Source organism: Sphingopyxis sp. CR5 (assembly GCF_059693785.1).
On record NZ_JCATIE010000001.1, the window covers coordinates 256,798 to 274,824 of the forward strand.

The 18,027-nt window shown below is 66.4% G+C and carries 10 protein-coding genes; 8 read left to right on the forward strand and 2 right to left on the reverse strand.

The annotated features are described in order from the left end of the window. Positions 1-218 precede the first annotated feature (218 nt). The 8 genes from AC58D2_RS01160 to AC58D2_RS01195 all read left to right on the forward strand — a co-directional run bounded on the left by AC58D2_RS01160 (position 219) and on the right by AC58D2_RS01195 (position 17,227). Positions 219-2,969, forward strand: a complete 2,751-nt coding sequence (locus AC58D2_RS01160; protein WP_497386519.1) for a TonB-dependent receptor — start codon at positions 219-221, stop codon at positions 2,967-2,969. Between the two features lie 51 nt (positions 2,970-3,020). Beyond that, a complete protein-coding gene (locus tag AC58D2_RS01165) occupies positions 3,021-4,550 on the forward strand; it encodes a tryptophan halogenase family protein (protein ID WP_497386521.1) in 1,530 nt (509 codons plus the stop codon). Beyond that, positions 4,547-6,361 carry an alpha-amylase family glycosyl hydrolase gene (locus AC58D2_RS01170; protein ID WP_497386523.1) on the forward strand — a complete coding sequence of 605 codons (1,815 nt, stop codon included), beginning with the start codon at positions 4,547-4,549 and terminating at the stop codon, positions 6,359-6,361. The genes AC58D2_RS01165 and AC58D2_RS01170 overlap by 4 nt, the downstream gene beginning before the upstream one ends. Position 6,362: 1 nt before the next feature. Continuing rightward, on the forward strand, positions 6,363-8,000 hold the full coding sequence (locus AC58D2_RS01175) for an alpha-amylase family glycosyl hydrolase (RefSeq protein WP_497386525.1): 1,638 nt from the start codon (positions 6,363-6,365) through the stop codon (positions 7,998-8,000). Further along, entirely contained in the window at positions 7,997-10,045 is a 2,049-nt protein-coding gene (locus AC58D2_RS01180) for a glycoside hydrolase family 97 protein (protein ID WP_497386527.1), read from the forward strand. Before AC58D2_RS01175 ends, AC58D2_RS01180 begins: the two co-directional genes overlap by 4 nt. A 106-nt stretch (positions 10,046-10,151) precedes the next feature. Continuing rightward, positions 10,152-11,507, forward strand: coding sequence for a PAS domain-containing protein (locus tag AC58D2_RS01185; protein WP_497387147.1), 1,356 nt, complete (start codon positions 10,152-10,154; stop codon positions 11,505-11,507). A 168-nt stretch (positions 11,508-11,675) separates the two neighbouring features. Then, complete coding sequence (locus AC58D2_RS01190; protein WP_497386529.1) at positions 11,676-16,376, forward strand: NAD-glutamate dehydrogenase; 4,701 nt, start codon at positions 11,676-11,678, stop codon at positions 16,374-16,376. Continuing rightward, positions 16,376-17,227 (forward strand): ATP-grasp domain-containing protein, encoded by an 852-nt coding sequence (locus AC58D2_RS01195; RefSeq protein WP_497386531.1) that lies wholly within the window; start codon positions 16,376-16,378, stop codon positions 17,225-17,227. Before AC58D2_RS01190 ends, AC58D2_RS01195 begins: the two co-directional genes overlap by 1 nt. Here the strand turns inward: AC58D2_RS01195 and AC58D2_RS01200 are convergent. After that, on the reverse strand, positions 17,224-17,457 hold the full coding sequence (locus AC58D2_RS01200; protein ID WP_497387149.1) for a ribbon-helix-helix domain-containing protein: 234 nt from the start codon (positions 17,455-17,457) through the stop codon (positions 17,224-17,226). The genes AC58D2_RS01195 and AC58D2_RS01200 overlap by 4 nt on opposite strands. Further along, the gene (locus tag AC58D2_RS01205) at positions 17,454-18,026 is read right to left on the reverse strand and encodes a DUF7010 family protein (RefSeq protein ID WP_497386533.1); all 573 of its coding nucleotides are present in this window, start codon (positions 18,024-18,026) and stop codon (positions 17,454-17,456) included. The genes AC58D2_RS01200 and AC58D2_RS01205 overlap by 4 nt, the downstream gene beginning before the upstream one ends. Position 18,027 lies beyond the last annotated feature (1 nt).

Below are 18,027 nucleotides of genomic sequence, written 5' to 3' on the forward strand. Positions count from 1 at the left end.
GTCGGAAAATGCCGCGTCATCCTGTGATATTTTCGCGACAGCGGGGCGCCGTGCATATTATGCGTATACGTATACCCTATGGCGGCGCGCGCCGATTGGTTTCAATTGCGCGGCTCAAGATGGGAAAACCCACGTGTCGGAGAGGAGCCTGGCGGAGACGATCGTCCCCGGGACCGATGCGCGGCCAAACCGCCCGTCTGAGCCAGGGGAATCAAAACATGACCATGCCGACCATTTTCCGCCGCGGGACGAGCGCGATCGCTCTGGGGCTCGCGCTGACCGCCATGCTGCCCGCGACCGTCTATGCGCAGGACAGCGGTGATGCCGCCCCCGCCGACGACGCAGGAACTGACGGCGCGATCGTCGTCACCGGCATTCGCGGCGCCATCAACAATTCGGTCCAGGCAAAGAAGAAGAACACCTCGATCGTCGAGGTCGTCTCGGCCGAAGACATCGGCAAGCTTCCGGACCTTTCGATCGCCGAATCGCTTTCGCGCCTTCCCGGCCTCGCGACGCAGCGGCTCGACGGGCGCGCGAACGTCGTGTCGATCCGCGGCCTGGCCCCGGACTTCACGACGACGCTGCTCAATGGCCGCGAACAGGTGTCGGCGAGCAACAACCGCGGGGTAGAGCTCGATCAATATCCGTCGGAACTGCTGAACGGAGCGGTTGTCTACAAGACGCCCGACGCGTCGCTCATCGGGCAGGCGCTCGGCGGGACGATCGACATGCGGACGGTTCGCCCCCTCGCCTATGGCAAGCGGGCGATCGCGGCCGGCGCGCGCATCGAATTCAACGATCTCGGCAAGCTCAACCCTGACATTTCGGACAAGGGATATCGCGCCAATATCTCGTACATCGACCAGAATGCCGACGGCACGCTCGGCTGGGCGATCGGCTATGCGCGCATGCAGTCGCCGACCGCCGAAGAGCGATTCAACGCCTGGGGCTACCCCGAAGCGACCGACGGTACCAACACGGCTTTCATCATCGGCGGTGCCAAGCCCTATGTTAAGTCGAACGAGCTGAAGCGCGATGGCGTGATGGGCGTGCTCGAATGGGAGCCCAACGACAAGTTCCACACGACCCTCGACGGCTATTGGTCGAAGTTCAAGGATGTCCAGCGCCTGCGCGGCATCGAGTTCCCGCTGGCGTGGGGCAATTCGACGCTGCTGCCCGGTTTCACCATCGAGGACGGCCTGGTAACCAAGGGCACCTGGTCGGGGACCGAGGCGGTCATGCGCAACGACGTCGTCCATCGCGATTCGACGATTATCGCCGGCGGCTGGAACGCGCAGTTCAAACCCAATGAAAAGCTGACGCTGGAACTCGACCTCGGTTATTCGCACCTCAAGAAGACCGAGGAAAATCTCGAGATCTATCTGGGTACCGGACGCGGCGGCGGCGTCGGCGCACGCGAAACCGCGCTGGGTTTCGAGATGCGCCCCGATGGCGGCATCATCCTCGACCCCTCGCTCGATTATGCCGATCCCAACCTGTTCCTGATTACCGATCCGCAGGGCTGGAACAGCTGCGGCGGCGCGGTGCCGAATTGCCAGGACGGCTTCGTCAACACGCCGAAGATCAAGGACGAGCTGAAGTCGCTGCGTCTGCAGGCGACGCAGGAACTGGACGGCGCGATCAGCAGCATTCGGGTCGGCGCCAATTATTCGGACCGCAAGAAGAGCCTCGACGATCGCGGCTTCGTGCTGACCAGCAAGGATTATCCGGCCGATACGGCGGTGCCTTCGGACTATCTCTATGATCCGGTCTCGCTCGATTTCATCGGCATCCCCGGAATGGTCGCGTTCGACAGCTGGCGCTATTACAACGACGGCAATTATACGCTGACCGACGAAGCCGGCTGGACCCCGGGGCGCATCTTCAACGATTATACGATCCACGAAAAAGTACTGACGGGCTTCATCCAGGCCAATTTCGATAGCGCGGGCGATACGCCCGTGCGTGGCAACGTCGGCGTCCAGATCGTGCATTCCGACCAGACGGGGTCGAGCTTCTATGCACAGGTCGTTGATGGGCAGACCCAGTCGGCGCCGGTCACCGACGGCGCGACCTATACCGACATCCTGCCCAGCCTGAACCTGACGGTCGAGTTTGCCGACAACACATTCCTGCGCTTCGGTGCGGCCCGCATGCTGGCGCGTGCGCGCATGGACCAGTTGAAGCCGGGCGGCGGCGTCAATTTCGATTCGTCGAAGCGGAATAACACCGACATCAACGCCTCGCCCTGGTCCCTCGATCTCGGCAATGCGAAGCTGCGCCCGCTGATGGCCGATACCGTCGACATCGCGCTCGAGAAATATTTCGGCCAGGGCGCCTATGTGTCCGTGGGCGGCTTCTACAAATATCTCGAAAATTACATCTACCGGCAGAACGACGAGTTCGACTTTACCGGATTCGAGATCCCCGACGGCGGGTCGGTTGCCACCTATCGGGGCATCGCCAAGCAATGGCGCAACGGGAATGGCGGCCATGTCTATGGCGCGGAAGCCTCGCTCTCGCTTCCGTTCGCGACCTTCTCAAGCGCCCTCGACGGGTTCGGCATGCTTGCGAGTGGCTCCTATACCAAGAGCAGGGTCCGCGAAGGCGGTGCCGCCCCGATCTCGATGCCCGGCCTGTCGCGCTGGGTCGTCAACGGGACAGCCTATTTCGAAAAGGCGGGTTTCCAGGCCCGCGTGTCGGGACGCTATCGCTCGAAGTTCCTCGCCGAGGTGTCGGGGCTCAGCCTTGCGCGGGACATGTTCATGGCCAAGAGCGAGTTCGTGGTCGATGCGCAGATCGGCTATACGTTCCAGAGCGGTACGCTCGAAGGGTTGGGCATCCTGCTCCAGGCTTCGAACCTCACGAACGAGCCGTTCGTCACCTATTACAACAATGATCCGCGCCAGATTCGCGACTATCAGAATTATGGCCGCAACTTCATGGCCGGCATCACCTATAAATTCTGACGGTGTCGGGGCGGCGTCGAAATTCGCGGCGCCGCCACCCTTCAGGCGGGCATGAGAGGTAGGGTCTCCAAGGTGGGCGACAATCGCGTCACGAAGGTGGTGATCGTCGGGGGCGGCACGGCGGGCTGGATGGCCGCCGCCGCCCTGTCCCGCATGATGGGCCATCTGTCGATCCGGCTGGTCGAAAGCGAAGAGATCGGAACGGTTGGCGTCGGCGAGGCCACCATTCCCGCCATCCGGCTGTTCAACGCGCTGATCGGCCTCGACGAAGATGACTTCATCCGCGAAACGCAGGGGACGTTCAAACTCGGTATCGAGTTTCGCGACTGGGGCCGGATCGGCGACGCCTATATGCACGCGTTCGGTCAGATCGGGCGCAGCCTCGGTATCCTTCAATTCCCGCAATATTGGCTGCGCGGCCGGAGCGAAGGCGTGGCCGGCGCGCTGGGCGACTATTCGCTGACCGAAACCGCCGCGCGCCGGAATCGGTTCGCGCGATTGCCCCAGATTCCCCACACGAGCCTCGACGGCATCACCTATGCCTTTCAATTCGATGCCGCCCTCTATGCCGCGCATCTACGCAAGGTCGCCGAGCGAGCCGGCGTGGTGCGGACCGAGGGCAAGGTTCGCCGTGTCCTGCGCAACGCCGAAGATGGGCATATCGCAACGCTGGTCCTGGAAAATGGCGAGGAAATCGGCGGCGAGCTCTTCATCGATTGCTCGGGCTTTCGCGGCCTGCTGATCGAGGAAGCGCTGGAAACGGGGTTCGAAGACTGGTCGCACTGGCTGCCCTGCGATCGTGCGATCGCGGTGCCCAGCGAAAATGTCGGTCCGGCGCGACCCTATACCCAGGCGATCGCACATCGCTGCGGCTGGCAATGGCGTATCCCGCTCCAGCATCGCACGGGCAACGGCCATGTCTTCTGCAGCGATTTCATCGGGGAGGATGAAGCCACGTCGATCCTGCTCGCCAATGTCGAGGGTCGCCCGCTGGCCGAGCCACGGACGCTGCGCTTTCGGGCCGGGATGCGACGGCGCGCCTGGAACGGCAATGTGGTTGCGCTGGGCCTGTCCTCGGGTTTCCTCGAACCGCTCGAATCGACCAGTATCCACCTGATCCAGAACGGCATTGCGAAACTATTGTCGCACTTCCCCGACCGGGATTTCGCGCCGACGAACATCGACGCCTATAATCGGCGCATCGCCTTTGATTACGAACGGATCCGGGATTTCATCATCCTTCACTATCACGCCAGCCAGCGAACCGATTCACCCTTTTGGGTGCGATGCCGCGAAATGGCGATACCGGAAACGCTGGCGCGAAAGATCGACCTGTTCAAAACGCACGGCCGCATCTTTCGCGAGGAAGACGAGCTGTTCATCGAGATCGCATGGTTTCAGGTGCTGACCGGCCAGAATGTCGTGCCGCAGAGCTATCATCCGATGGCCGACGCGCTGACCCGCGAGGAACTGGAAGGTTTTTTCTCCGACATCGCGGCGATCGTTGCCGGCACCGCGTCGCGTCTGCCCACGCACGCCGACTTTATCGCGCGACATTGCGCGGCAGGAGCGCACGCATGAATTTCCTGGCATCGATCGCGGCGCTGGCCGTCGCCGCCGCGTCGCCGTCGACTGCCCCGATCGACTATCGCGAGCGTCCCGCGAGCGACGAGATCATCTATTTCGTACTGCCCGATCGCTTCGAAAACGGCGATTCGGCGAACGATCGCGGTGGGATGCAGGGCGATCGGCTGCGGACCGGGTTCGACCCTGCCGCCAAAGGCTTCTTCCACGGCGGCGACCTGGCCGGCCTGACCCGCCGGCTCGATTACATCCAGGGGCTCGGCGCAACCGCGATATGGCTGGCGCCGATCTTCAAGAACAAGGCGGTGCAGGGACCGAAAGGGCAGGAGAGCGCGGGCTATCACGGCTATTGGGTGACCGACTTCACGCGCGTCGATCCGCACTTCGGCACCAACGAAGAGTTCAAGGCGTTCGTCGATGCCGCCCATGCGCGCGGGATGAAAGTCTATATGGACATCATCGCCAATCACACCGCCGACGTCATCACCTATGGAGAGGGCGCCGCGGACGGATTTCGCTATCGCGGCCTCGCCGACTACCCCTTCTCGCGCCGCGGCGGGGTCGACGGCGCGCCGATCAATCCCGGCTTCGTGGGCGATCATATCGCGTCGGCGGACAATTGGGCGAAGATGGTCGACCCGCGCTTTGCCTACACCCCCGTCGTGCCGAAGGGCGAAGAGCGGGTGAAGGTGCCTGCGTGGCTCAACGATCCGATCTATTATCACAACCGCGGCAACAGCGACTGGGTCGGCGAATCCTCGCTCTACGGCGATTTTTCCGGGCTCGACGATCTCGCGACCGAAAATCCGCGCGTGGTCCGGGGCTTTATCGACATCTATGGCAAGTGGATCGACGATTTCGGCATCGACGGCTTTCGCATCGACACCGCGCGGCATGTGAATCCCGAATTCTGGCAGGCGTTCGTCCCCGCGATGCGCGCCCGGGCGAAGGCGCGGGGCATTCCCAATTTCCACATCTTCGGCGAAGTCGCTCTCGGCGGCGTCGATCCGGGCGCGCTGGCCGCCTATACGCAGCGCGACGGGCTTCCCGCGGTGCTCGATTTCAGCTTCGCCCATGCGTTGATCGACGCGGTGGGCGGGACAAAGGGCACCGACGTCTTCGCCCGGTTGTTCGATGGCGACGTCCTCTATCGCGGCGGGGCGGGGGCGGCGCTGCAACTGCCGACCTTCGGCGGCAATCACGATATGGGACGCTTTGCAATGTTCGTGCGCAAGGCGAATCCCGGCGCGAACGAGGCGGAACTGCTCAAGCGCGTGATGCTCGGCCACGCAATGCTGCTGACGCTGCGCGGCGTACCGACGATCTACTATGGCGACGAGCAGGGATTCGTCTCCGACGACGGCGATCAACTCGCGCGCGAGGATATGTTCGCCTCGCGCGTCGCGGCCTATAACGACAATGACCTGACCGGTTCGGACGCGACGACCGCAGTCGCCAATTTCGATCCCGCCCAACCGTTGTATCGCGAGATTGCGGCGCTGGCGGCGATCCGGCACCGGACCCCGGCGCTGCTCCACGGCACGACCCTGCTGAGGGCGTTTTCGGACAAGCCCGGCCTGCTCGCCGTGTCCCGCTTCGACCCCGAAACCGGGCGAGAGGTCGTGCTGGCCTATAATACGTCTGCAAGGCCGCTGTCGGCGCGGATCGCCATCGACATGCGCAGCGCCGCCTTTACGTCTCTTTATGGCGACTGCCCCGTGACGCCCGACGCGCCGGGCAGCCTCACCGTCAACCTCCCCGCCTTCGGCACCCTGATCTGCCGGGCCAGCGATAAAATGGAACGATAGCGTGACGACGAAGCCGATTCTCGCCGAAGCCCTTCCCCACGCCGTACCGGCCCAACCGTGGTGGAAGGGCGCGGTCGTCTATCAAATCTATCCGCGCAGCTTCGCCGATTCGAACGGCGACGGCATCGGCGACCTCGCCGGCATCACCGCCCGGCTCGACCATGTGGCAAAGCTGGGCGCCGACGCGATCTGGCTGTCGCCCTTCTATCCCTCGCCGATGGACGATTTCGGATATGATATCGCCGATTATAGGGGGGTCGATCCGATATTCGGGACGCTTGCCGACTTCGACGCGCTCGTTGCGCGCGCGCATGCGCTGGGGCTCAAGGTCACGACCGACCTTGTTTTTGCCCATACCTCCGACCGCCATGCCTGGTTTGCCGAAAGCCGTGCGAGCCGGGACAATGACAAGGCCGACTGGTACGTCTGGGCCGACGCGAAGCCCGACGGGTCGCCCCCGACCAATTGGCAATCGGTTTTCGGCGGGCCCGCGTGGACGTGGGACGCGCGGCGCGGCCAGTATTTCATGCATAATTTCCTGTCGAGCCAGCCGCAGCTCAATGTGCATAACCGCGACGTGCAGGACGCGTTGCTCGACGTCGTCCGCTTCTGGCTCGACCGCGGCGTCGACGGTTTCCGGATCGATGCGATCAACTTTTCGATGCACGATCCCGACCTGCGCGACAATCCGCCCGCGCCGCCATCGAACAAGGTTCGGACCCGGCCGTTCGATTTCCAGCAGAAGATCTACAATCAGTCGCACCCCGATATTGCGCTCTTCCTCGAACGGATTCGCGCGCTCACCGATCAATATGACGACCGCTTCACCGTCGCCGAGGTCGGCGGCGACGATGCCATGCGCGAAATGAAGCTGTTCACCGCCGGCGAGCGGCGACTCAACAGCGCCTATGGCTTCGACTTCCTTTATGCCGACCGGCTGACCCCGCAGTTGGTCCGCGAGGCCGCCGAGGGCTGGCCTGACGCCCCCGGTGTCGGATGGCCGAGTTGGGCATTCGAAAATCACGATGCGCCGCGCGCGGTATCGCGCTGGACCCCGGCAGACGTCGACGCAGCTGCCTTTGCGCGGATGAAGATGGCATTGCTCTGCGCGCTGCGCGGCAACATCATTCTCTATAACGGCGAGGAGTTGGGGCTCGATCAGGTCGATATCCCGCTCGAGCTGGTGAAGGATCCAGAGGCCCTCAAGAACTGGCCGCTGACCCTGTCGCGCGACGGTGCGCGCACCCCCCTGCCTTGGGTTGCCGGTGGAACGCATGCGGGCTTTTCCAACGCCGATCCGTGGCTCCCGCTGGGCGCCGGCCACGCCGCGCTCGCGGTCGACCGCCAGCAGGACGATCCCGATTCGATGTTATCGCTTACCCGCCGCCTCGTCGCGCTGCGCGCCGCGCATCCGGCCTTGCGGCACGGCGGCAACGCCCATTGGGTCGCCGAGGGCGACCTGCTCGCCTTCGACCGCGTCGGCGGCGGCGAGGTGGTGCGATGCCTGTTCAATTTCGGCGGTGCCCCGATCGCGGTGGCCGCGCTGACCTCCGGCGGCGCGCCGCTGGTCGCCCTCGGCAATGCCGATAATGCCATGCTGCCGCCGTGCGGCGCGCTCTGGCTCCAGATGAAAGGATGAATATGCTCCGTTTCGCTCCCCTCGCGTTGCTCGGCGCGCTCGCTACTCCCGCCGCCGCACAGGAAGCCCCGGCGCCGCTGACCGCGACCTCGCCCGACGGCAGCATCACGCTGACCATCGCGACCGACAATGACGCGCGCCCGACCTGGTCGTTGTCGCGCAAGGGCAAGCTGCTCATCGCGCCGTCGAAGCTCGGCTTTCTGCTCACCGACGGTATCGCGCTCCAGCGCGGCTTCGCGATCGATGGCGCCGAACGGGCGAGCGGCGACGATACGTGGGAACAGCCGTGGGGCGAAAACCGCTATGTTCACAACAAATACAACGAAATCCTGATCCGCTTCCGCCAGAACGAAAGCTGGGGCGGCCACGCGATGAACCTGCGGTTCCGCCTGTTCGATAACGGCATCGGCTTTCGTTACGAGCTTCCCGAGCAGTCGGGGCTGAAGACGGCGAAAATCGCCGACGAGATTACCGAATTCGACATCGTGCCCAAGGGCACCGCCTGGTGGATCACCGGCGGCGAATGGAATCGCTATGAGCAAATCTATCAAAAGACGCCGATCGAGGCCGTGTCGACCGCGCACACGCCGATCACGATGCGGCTCGACGACGGCACGCATCTGGCGTTCCACGAAGCGGCGCTCGTCGATTATGCCGGCATGTGGTTCAAGCGCGTCGAGGGGCAAAAGTTCCGCGCGACGCTCGCGCCTTCGTCGCGTGGGCCGCGCGTCGTGCGCGACCTGCCGTTCGCGACGCCGTGGCGCACGATGCGGGTGGCGGATGATGCGGCGGGGATTGTCGAGAACAATCTCGAGCTCAACCTCAATGAACCGAACAAGCTGGGCGACGTCAGCTGGTTCAAGCCCATGAAATATATCGGTATCTGGTGGGGGATGATCCGCGGCGACTGGAGCTGGGCCGAAGGGCCGCAGCACGGCGCGACGACCGAACGGACCAAGAAATACATCGATTTCGCCGCAAAGCACGGCTTTGGCGGGGTTCTCGTCGAAGGGTGGAACAAGGGCTGGAACGGCAATTGGTTCGGCCACGGCGACGCGTTCAGCTTTACCCAGGCAACCCCCGACTTCGACCTGAAGGCGATCACCGACTATGCGCGCAAGAAGGGCGTGACGCTGATCGGCCACCACGAGACCGGCGGCAATATCGCCAATTACGAGGCGCAGCTGGACGATGCGATGAAGCTGTACGGCACGCTGGGCGTCGGGCTGGTGAAAACGGGCTATGTCGCCGACGCTGGCGGGATCATCGCGCCGGGGGCGACCCCCGGCACCACGGCGATGGAATGGCACGACGGCCAGCGGCAGGTCGAACATCATCTGAAGGTCGTCGAAACCGCGGCCAAATATCATGTCGCGGTAAATGCCCACGAACCGGTAAAGGACACGGGCCTGCGCCGCACCTATCCCAACTGGGTCGCCCGCGAAGGCGCTCGCGGCATGGAATATAATGCCTGGGGCGCCTTCGCCAACGGCCCCGACCACGAACCGACGCTCGTCTATACGCGCATGCTGTCGGGCCCGATGGACTTCACCCCGGGCGTGCTCAGCCTCGAAGGCGCGAACCACGCGCCGCTCGCCTCGACGCTGGCAAAGCAGCTCGGCCTGTATCTCGCCATTTACTCGCCGATCCAGATGGCGGCCGACTTCGTCGAAACGCTCGAAAAATATCCGCGCGAACTCGCCTTCATCGAACAGGTGCCGGCCGATTGGTCCGAAAGCCACCTGATCGCGGGCGAGGTCGGCGACTATGCGATCTTCGCGCGCAAGGACCGGAACAGCGAGGATTGGTACGTCGGGGGCGTCAATGACGCGACCGACCGCACGCTGACCCTGGCCTTCGATTTCCTCGACCCCGGCAAGACCTATACCGCGACGGTGTGGAAAGACGGCGAGGGAGCGACCTATCTGACCGAGGCGCGGCACCGCATCGCCTATGACACCATCAAGGTGAAGAAGGGCGATCGCTACAAGCTGTGGCTCGCCCCCGGCGGCGGCGCCGCGATCCGGCTGCATCCCGCCGAATAGGGCCGAAGGGGCGGGTCGTGCGCCACGCGGCCCGCACCATCGTTTACGCGGCTTTTACCAGTCCCGGTGCATGGCTGTTACCGATATTCGCCACTGGGGATGAATGATGGACAGCATGCGCGGACTGCTTTCGGGCAGCCACGGCCAGGAAGATGGCGGGATCGACGCGCCGGTCGCGGTGGGCGTCGACGAAAGGCGGATGCAGGTCCGGGCCTATAATTACTGGGCGTCCCTGCTCGGCGAGCGCGCCTATCCCTCGGTCGAGGATCTCGACCTCGACAATGCCGTCGATTTCGGCCCCTATTCGGTGCTGCTCGACTTCACCGCCGGGATCGAGGACCCGGCGCTCGCCTTCCTTGGCGAGCGGATCGGCGACGAATCGCAGGTCGACGAAGATGTCCACTATATCAGCCAGATACCGGGACGTTCGCTGCTGTCGCGGCTGACCGACCATTATCTTCAGATCATCGCCAACCGCGCGCCGATCGGCTTTGAGGCCGAGTTCGAGAACGACCGCGGGGTGACGATCATGTATCGCGGCATCCTGTTGCCCTTCTCGTCCGACGACGACACGATCGACTTCATCCTCGGCGTCATTAACTGGAAAGAAGCCGCGCCTGCCGACGAGCAGGAGGAATTGCAGCTTTCGGTCGACCAGGCTTTGCGCGGCGCCGCGCCGCTGGTCGCCCCGGTTCCGGTGTGGGCCGACGGCCCCGACTCGGGGCATATGGACGACGACGCCGCGCCGGGTTTTGCCGCGCTCGACGACGCGCCCGACATGCCGAGCGGCCCGCTGGTGCGGCGCGGCGGCGCAGCGCAGGTCGACGCCGACGCGGCGGCAGCGGAGGGCCCCGGTCCCGACGCCGAACTCGCCGATTGGCTCGCCACCGCGCGCGAAACCGCCGAACGCGCCCTCGCCGCCGACAGCCGCAGCCGCACCGCGCTCTATCAGGCGGTCGGCAAGGCCTGGGATTTCGCGCTCGCGGCCGAGGCCCAGCCGGGCGCCTTTGCCGAACTGCTCGACGATGCCGGCCTGCGGGCGCAGGAGCGCGCGCCGATGACCCCGGTGGTCAAGCTGGTCTTTGGCGCGAAGTACGACAAGACGCGCCTTGCCGAATATGCGTGCGTACTCGGCCATGCGAAGGACGAAGGCGTCGCTCGCGGCGAACTCGCAACCTATCTCGACCGCTATCCCGGCGGGCTCAAGGGCGTGGTCAAGGATGCGCGCGCGCGCCGCAAGCCCGCGGCGGCGACCGCGGCGGTCGATGCAAAGCTCGATGCCCTGCGCGCGGCCCATCCCGCGGTGATCCTGGACCATGACGCCGGCGACGCCGAGTTCGTGGTGCTGATCGCGCGAACGTTGCCCGGCGGCCATATCGGGATCGTTGCCAAGGCGGCCGACGACCCGGCGCTCGTGGCGCGGCTGGCGAAAAAGGCGGTGGCGATCACCCCCGGCGGCTGACACCGGTATTTGTTGCAGCGCAACAGACGAACCTATCCTTGAAATATTTTTACGCGGCGCGCGCGCGGGGTCTTGAGCCGCGGGCGCGGCAGGCGCATAGGGGCGCGAGCGACAGGGCCGCCCGCCCGTTGGCGACAGGCCCGCCTTTTGGTTCGGATGCTGCACTTTATGCCTGAAACTTCGGAATCGGACGCCCCCACCGTCTCCGCTCCCGCCCTTCCCAAGAAAATCCAGTCCGCCTTCCTGTCCGCGCTGCGCGGCAGCGCGCTTCCCGGCGAGGGCGACGACATGGACGATGCGGCGCTGGCCGACGCGAGCGCCTTTGTCGCACGCACCGCGCTCGACCGCCCCGAAGGCACGCCGGCGCTGGCGCTCGAGCCGATCGCCGCCGACGGCACCGACCGGCGGATGCGGCTGGCGATCGTCAACGACGACATGCCCTTCCTGGTCGACTCGACCTCGCAGGTCGCGGCGGCGCAGGGATTGGTGGTCCACCGCATCCTGCACCCCGTGGTGTCGGCGAAGCGCGACGCCAAGGGGCATCTGACCGAGGCGGGAGCGCCCGAAAAGGGCGAATCGGGCCGCGAGTCGGTGATCTATATGGAGGTCGAGCGCGGCGATGCACGGGCGCGGCGCCGGCTCCTCGACGCGATCGAAGCGGCGCTTGCCGATGTACGCGCGGCGGTCGCCGACTGGAAGGCGATGCGTGCGGCCATGCTCGCGGACGCCGCGATGCGCTGCGACGACGAGGGCGCCGAATTGCTGCGCTGGTTCGAAGGCGGCGCGATGACCCAGCTTGGCCACGAATGGCGGGCGCGGACCGGCGAAGCGCAGGACGCGCTCGGCATTTGCGCGGCGAGCCAGAGCCAGCTGCTGTCCGCCGAAGCGCTCGAATCCGCCTTCGCCTGGTTCGACAACGGCGGCCACGGCCCCTTGCTGATCAAGTCGAACCGGTTGTCGGCGGTCCACCGGCGGGTGCTGCTCGACCTCGTGATCGTCCCCGAATTCAAGGGCAAGGCGGTCGAGCGGCTGTCGATCCACGCCGGCCTGTGGACCAGCCAGTCGCTGTCGACCCCGCCTGCGAAGGTGCCGGTGCTGCGCGCGCAACTGACCGCGCTGATGGACAAGTTCGGCTTCGACCCCGCGGGGCATGCCGGCAAGGCGCTCGCGCATGCGCTTACCGCCTTGCCGCACGACCTGCTGATCGCGTTCGACGCCGACTCGCTCGAACGGCTCGCGCTGACCTCGATGTCGATCACCGACCGCCCGCGGCCGAAGCTGGTAACGGTCAGGAGCGCGCTCGGGCGTCACCTGTTCGTATTCGTGTGGCTGCCGCGCGACGAGGTGTCGACCGGTCGCCGCCTCGCGATCGAGGCGATGCTGGCGCGCGAAGCCCGCGCCGGGGTGATCGGCTGGACGATGGTGCTGGAGGATGGCGGCGCGGCGCTGTTGCGCTATACGCTCGACCTGCGCAGCGGCGGGGTCATCCCCGAGGAAGCGGCGCTCAACACCATGCTCGAACAGATGGTGCGCGGATGGCAGCCGGAGGTCGAGGCTGCGCTCGCCCGGCGCGGCGATGCCGGCCGCGCGGCGGCGCTTGCATCGCGGTTCGCGCCGCTCTTTCCGCCCAATTATCGCAACCTCTATGATCCCGAAGAGGCGGCGCGCGACATTTTGCGGCTGCGCGACCTCGACGCCGATCATCGCCGCGGCGTGCGCCTGGCGCTGAAAAGCCTCGACGGCGACGATCGCCTGCGGCTCAAGGTCTACAGCGTGTCGGGCGCGCTTGCGCTTTCGGACGTCGTGCCCGCGCTCGAACATTTCGGGTTCGAGGTGCTGGAGGAAATCCCGACCGCGCTGACCTATGGCCGGATCGCGAGCGGCGACGACGAGCCGCCGGCGTTCATCCATGACTTCACCCTGAAACTTCCCGCCGCGGTCGACGAAACCGCGTTGCTGCCGCACGTCCCCGTGATCGAAGATGCGATCGCCGCGGTGCTCGAGGGACGCGCCGAGAACGATGCGTTCAACGAGCTGGTCCTGGTGACCCAGACCGATCCGCAAGCGATCGTCTGGCTGCGTGCCTGGTTCCGCTATCTGCGCCAGGGCGGCTCGGCCTATGGGATGGATACGGTCGTCGCCGCGCTGCGTCACGCATCGGACCTGACCGGCGCGATGGTCGAACGCTTCCGCGCGCTGCACGATCCGAAGGCGAAGGATGCGGACCGCGCCGAGGCGCTTGCGGCGGACATCCAGGCTGATTTCGCCGGGATCAAGTCGATCGACGACGACCGGATCCTGCGCTTGTTCAACGCCGTGGTCGGCGCGACCCTGCGCACCAATGCCTTTGCGCCCGCCGCCGCGGAAGCACTCGCCTTCAAGATCGATTCGAGCCAGATCCCCGGGCTTCCCAAGCCGCTGCCGTGGCGCGAGGTGTTCGTTTACAGCCCGCGCGTCGAGGGCATCCACCTGCGCGCCGGGCCCGTCGCGCGCGGTGGGCTGCGCTGGTCCGACCGGCGCGACGACTTCCGCACCGAAATCCTGGGGCTGATGAAGGCGCAGCGCGTCAAGAATGCCGTGATCGTGCCGACCGGCGCGAAAGGCGGCTTTTATCCCAAGGCCCTGCCCGACCCCTCGATCGACCGCGACGCGTGGTTCGCGGAGGGGACCGAATGCTATCGCATCTTCATCCGCTCGCTGTTGTCGATCACCGACAATCTCGTCGCGGGCAAGGTCGTGCATCCGAAGGGGGTCACGATCCGCGACGGCGAAGACCCCTATTTCGTCGTTGCCGCCGACAAGGGCACGGCGACCTTTTCCGACGTCGCCAACGGCCTGGCGATGGAGCGCGACTTCTGGCTGGGCGATGCGTTCGCGAGCGGCGGCTCCAAGGGCTATGACCACAAGGCGATGGGCATCACCGCCAAGGGCGCCTGGGTCTCGGTCCAGCGTCACTTCGCCGAAATGGGCGTCGACGTGCAGACCGACAGCATCCGGGTCGTCGGCTGCGGCGACATGTCGGGCGACGTGTTCGGCAACGGCATGTTGCTGTCCAGGGCGATCCGGCTGGTCGCGGCGTTCGATCATCGCCACATCTTCCTCGATCCCGATCCCGATCCGGCGAAAAGCTGGAAGGAGCGCCAGCGCATGTTCGACCTGCCGCGGTCGAGCTGGGACGATTATGACAAGGCGCTGATCTCGAAAGGCGGCGGGGTGTTCCCGCGCAGCCAGAAGAGCATCCCGCTGTCGCCCGAGGTCAAGGCGCTGCTCGACCTGTCGGTCGACGAGATCGATCCGCAGGGCCTGATTTCGGCGATCCTGAAGGCACCCGCCGACCTGCTCTGGTTCGGCGGCATCGGCACCTATGTAAAGGCGGCGAGCCAGAATAATGCCGAGGTCGGCGATCCGGCCAACGACGCGCTGCGCGTCGACGCCGAAGAGTTGCGGGTGCGGGCGGTCGGCGAGGGGGCGAACCTGGGCGTGACCCAGGCGGCGCGCATCGCCTTTGCCGCCAATGGCGGGCGGATCAACACCGACTTCATCGACAATAGCGCCGGGGTCGATTGTTCGGACAACGAGGTCAATATCAAGATCGCGCTGAACCGCGAAATGGCCGAAGGCCGCCTGTCGCAGGACGACCGCGACGCGCTGCTGGTGCGGATGACCGACGATGTCGCGGCGCTGGTGCTCGAGGACAACCGGCTCCAGGCGCTCGCCCTGTCGATCGCCGAAAAGGGCGGAGCGGGGGCGGTGCCGTCGCTCGTGCGGATCATGGAGACGTTCGAGGCGGCCGGCCGGCTCGATCGCAAGGTCGAGGGGCTTGCGGTCAACGACGACCTGCTGCGCCGTTCGCAGGAAGGGCGCGGACTGACTCGGCCCGAGCTGGCGGTGCTGCTTTCGACCGCGAAGCTGGCGCTGCAGGACGCGATCGAGGCGAGCGACCTGCCCGACGATCCGGCGCTGGCGAGCGATCTCGCGGCGGCGTTTCCGGAAGAGATGCAGCGCGACTTCGCGAAGGCGATCGCGGGACACCAGCTGCGCCGCGAGATTATCGCGACCAAGCTGGCGAACCGCATCGTCAACCGGCTGGGCATCGTCCATCCGTTCGAGCTGGTCGAGGAGGAAGGCTGTGCGCTCGGCGATGTCGCGGCGGCGTTCGTCGCCGCCGAGCGGCTGCTCGGCATGGACGCGATCTGGGCCTCGCTCGACGAGGCGAAGGTCGACGAAGGCATCCGCCTGTCGCTGTTCGGGCAGGCGGCTTCGGCGATGGCCTCGCAGATGGCGGACGTCCTGCGCGTCGCGCCGACCGGCGCGCAGCCCGGCCCGATCGTGGCGCGGCTCGAGCCCGGGGTCGAACGGCTCAGCGGCCGCGTCGACAGCCTGCTGGGCGAATCGGTGCGGCGGCAGTGGGAGGCGCTGAGCCAGCAATTGCTCGATGCCGGCGCGCCCGATGCGCTCGCGGCGTCGGTCGTGCGCCTGTTCAAGCTCGACGGCGCGATCGGCATCGTCGACCTTGCCGAACGGCGCGGCGACGACGAGGTCGCGGTGACGCACGCCTTCACCCATCTCGGCGAAGCGCTGGGACTCGACTGGGCGCAGACGCTGGCCGCGCACATGAGCCCGAGCGACCCGTGGGAACGGCTGCTCGTCAACAGCCTGGCGCGCGATTTCCAGCAGATGCGGCTCGGTTTCCTGGCGGGGCTTTCGGGCACCGATCTCGATACGGCGGTGACCGCGTGGCTCGACGACCAGGCGCCGCGCGTCGCGCAGTTCCGCACGACGGTCGACCGCGCGCGGACGATTCCCAATCCGAATGGCGCGATGCTGTCGCACATTGCGGGACAGGCGCGCGGGCTCCTGGCGCGCTGATGCCGTTCCAGCCGCGCGTCGCGCTCCTGACCCCCGGCGCCGACTATGGCGAGCACTGGCATCCGGCGCTCGCCCGCAAGACCGGCGCATTGACCGCGGCGGGGCTTGCGGTCGAGACGCGGGCGTGGACCGATCCCGGCGACCTTGCGGGCTTCGACCTCGTGCTGCCGCTGCTCGCGTGGGGCTATCCGCGGGCGGCGGCGCGCTGGTACGCGCTGCTCGACCGGCTCGAGGCAGACGCGCTGAACGTGGTCAACCCGGTCGCCGTGCTCCGCTGGAACAGCGACAAGGCCTATCTGTCCGAACTCGCGGCAAAGGGCGTCGCGGTGGTGCCGACGATCGAGGTCGCGGCGCTCGACGATGCGGCGCTCGCCGCCGCGCGCGCGGCATTCGGGACGGACGAGGTCGTGATCAAACCCGCGATCTCGGCGGGGTCGGACGGCACGCACCGTCTTGCCCCCGGCGCCGGGGTCCCGGCCGACGCGCTGGACCAGCGGCGGCTGGTCCAGCCCTTCATGCCGGGAATCGTCGCCGCGGGCGAATATTCGCTGTTCTTCTTTGGCGGCCGCTACAGCCACGCGATCGTCAAGCGCCCGGCCGCGGGCGACTTTCGCGTCCAGCCGCAGTTCGGCGGGCGCGAAGAGCCGTGGGACGCCAGCGCCGCCGCGCGCGAGCTTGCCGCCGCGGCGCTCGCCGCGGCGCCGGCGCCGCCCGCCTATGCCCGCGTCGACATGGTCGCGGGCACGCACGGTCTGGCGATCATGGAACTCGAGCTGATCGAACCGCAACTCTTCCTGCATATGGCGCCCGACGGCGGCGCTGCCTTCGCGCGGGCGGTCTATCCGTCCTAACCGTCCCGCGCTCGCCACAGCCATTGCCGGATCGCCGAGGTCAGGTTGGGCGGATCGTCGGCGCTCATCCGTTCGACGTCGATCCGCGCGACCAGCGCATTCACCGGCAGGCCGCGCCGTGCCGCCTCGGCCTCGAGCGCGTCCCAGAACAGCGGCTCGAGGCTGACCGACGTGGGATGGCCGGCGATCGTGACCGAGCGTTTGACCGGCGGGTGCAAGGGGCCGCTCAGGCCCGGGCCCGCCAGCGGCGCAGGATCAGCGCCGCGCCGACAAGCTCGACGATGCCGACCAGAATGCCGGGGTTGGCGGGCAGCGGCAGGCCGAACAGCGCCGGTCCGGCGACGAGCAGGATCGCGGCGCCGAGTATCCAGAAAGCGACGTCGTCATAAAGGGTGCGAAAGATGAAATAGCGCCCTCCGACGATCGCCGCGAAGGCCGGGATGGCAAGGTCGGGCGCGCGAAACAGCAGGACCCAGGCGATCATCACCCCGACGAACAGCGGCACCGTCGCTTCGATCGCCAGCCGTTCGAGGGGCTTGCCGACGGTCGCCTTGGGCGCGCCGAAGGCGAGGCGCTCGATCAGGCTGCCGAGCGGATGGATCGCCATGCCGCCGACGAACAGCACCACGATCGCGGCGATCAAATCCTGGACCTGCCATATGATGCCGGCGGCGAGCCAGACGAGGCCCGACACCAGAACGCCGGGCGCTCCCCCGGCATAGGCGCGCGAAAGATCGCGTTGGGCGGCGGCGAGCGGCGTTGCGGTCATCGCGCCCGTGTAGCGTGCGGCCGCTGCCATC

Coding starts and splice junctions, on each gene's coding strand:
- AC58D2_RS01160 (WP_497386519.1), top strand. CDS start 219: ATGACCATGCCGACCATTTTCCGCCGCGGGACGAGCGCGATCGCTCTG.
- AC58D2_RS01165 (WP_497386521.1), top strand. CDS start 3,021: ATGAGAGGTAGGGTCTCCAAGGTGGGCGACAATCGCGTCACGAAGGTG.
- AC58D2_RS01170 (WP_497386523.1), top strand. CDS start 4,547: ATGAATTTCCTGGCATCGATCGCGGCGCTGGCCGTCGCCGCCGCGTCG.
- AC58D2_RS01180 (WP_497386527.1), top strand. CDS start 7,997: ATGAATATGCTCCGTTTCGCTCCCCTCGCGTTGCTCGGCGCGCTCGCT.
- AC58D2_RS01185 (WP_497387147.1), top strand. CDS start 10,152: ATGGACAGCATGCGCGGACTGCTTTCGGGCAGCCACGGCCAGGAAGAT.
- AC58D2_RS01190 (WP_497386529.1), top strand. CDS start 11,676: ATGCCTGAAACTTCGGAATCGGACGCCCCCACCGTCTCCGCTCCCGCC.
- AC58D2_RS01195 (WP_497386531.1), top strand. CDS start 16,376: ATGCCGTTCCAGCCGCGCGTCGCGCTCCTGACCCCCGGCGCCGACTAT.
- AC58D2_RS01205 (WP_497386533.1), bottom strand. CDS start 18,026: ATGGCAGCGGCCGCACGCTACACGGGCGCGATGACCGCAACGCCGCTC.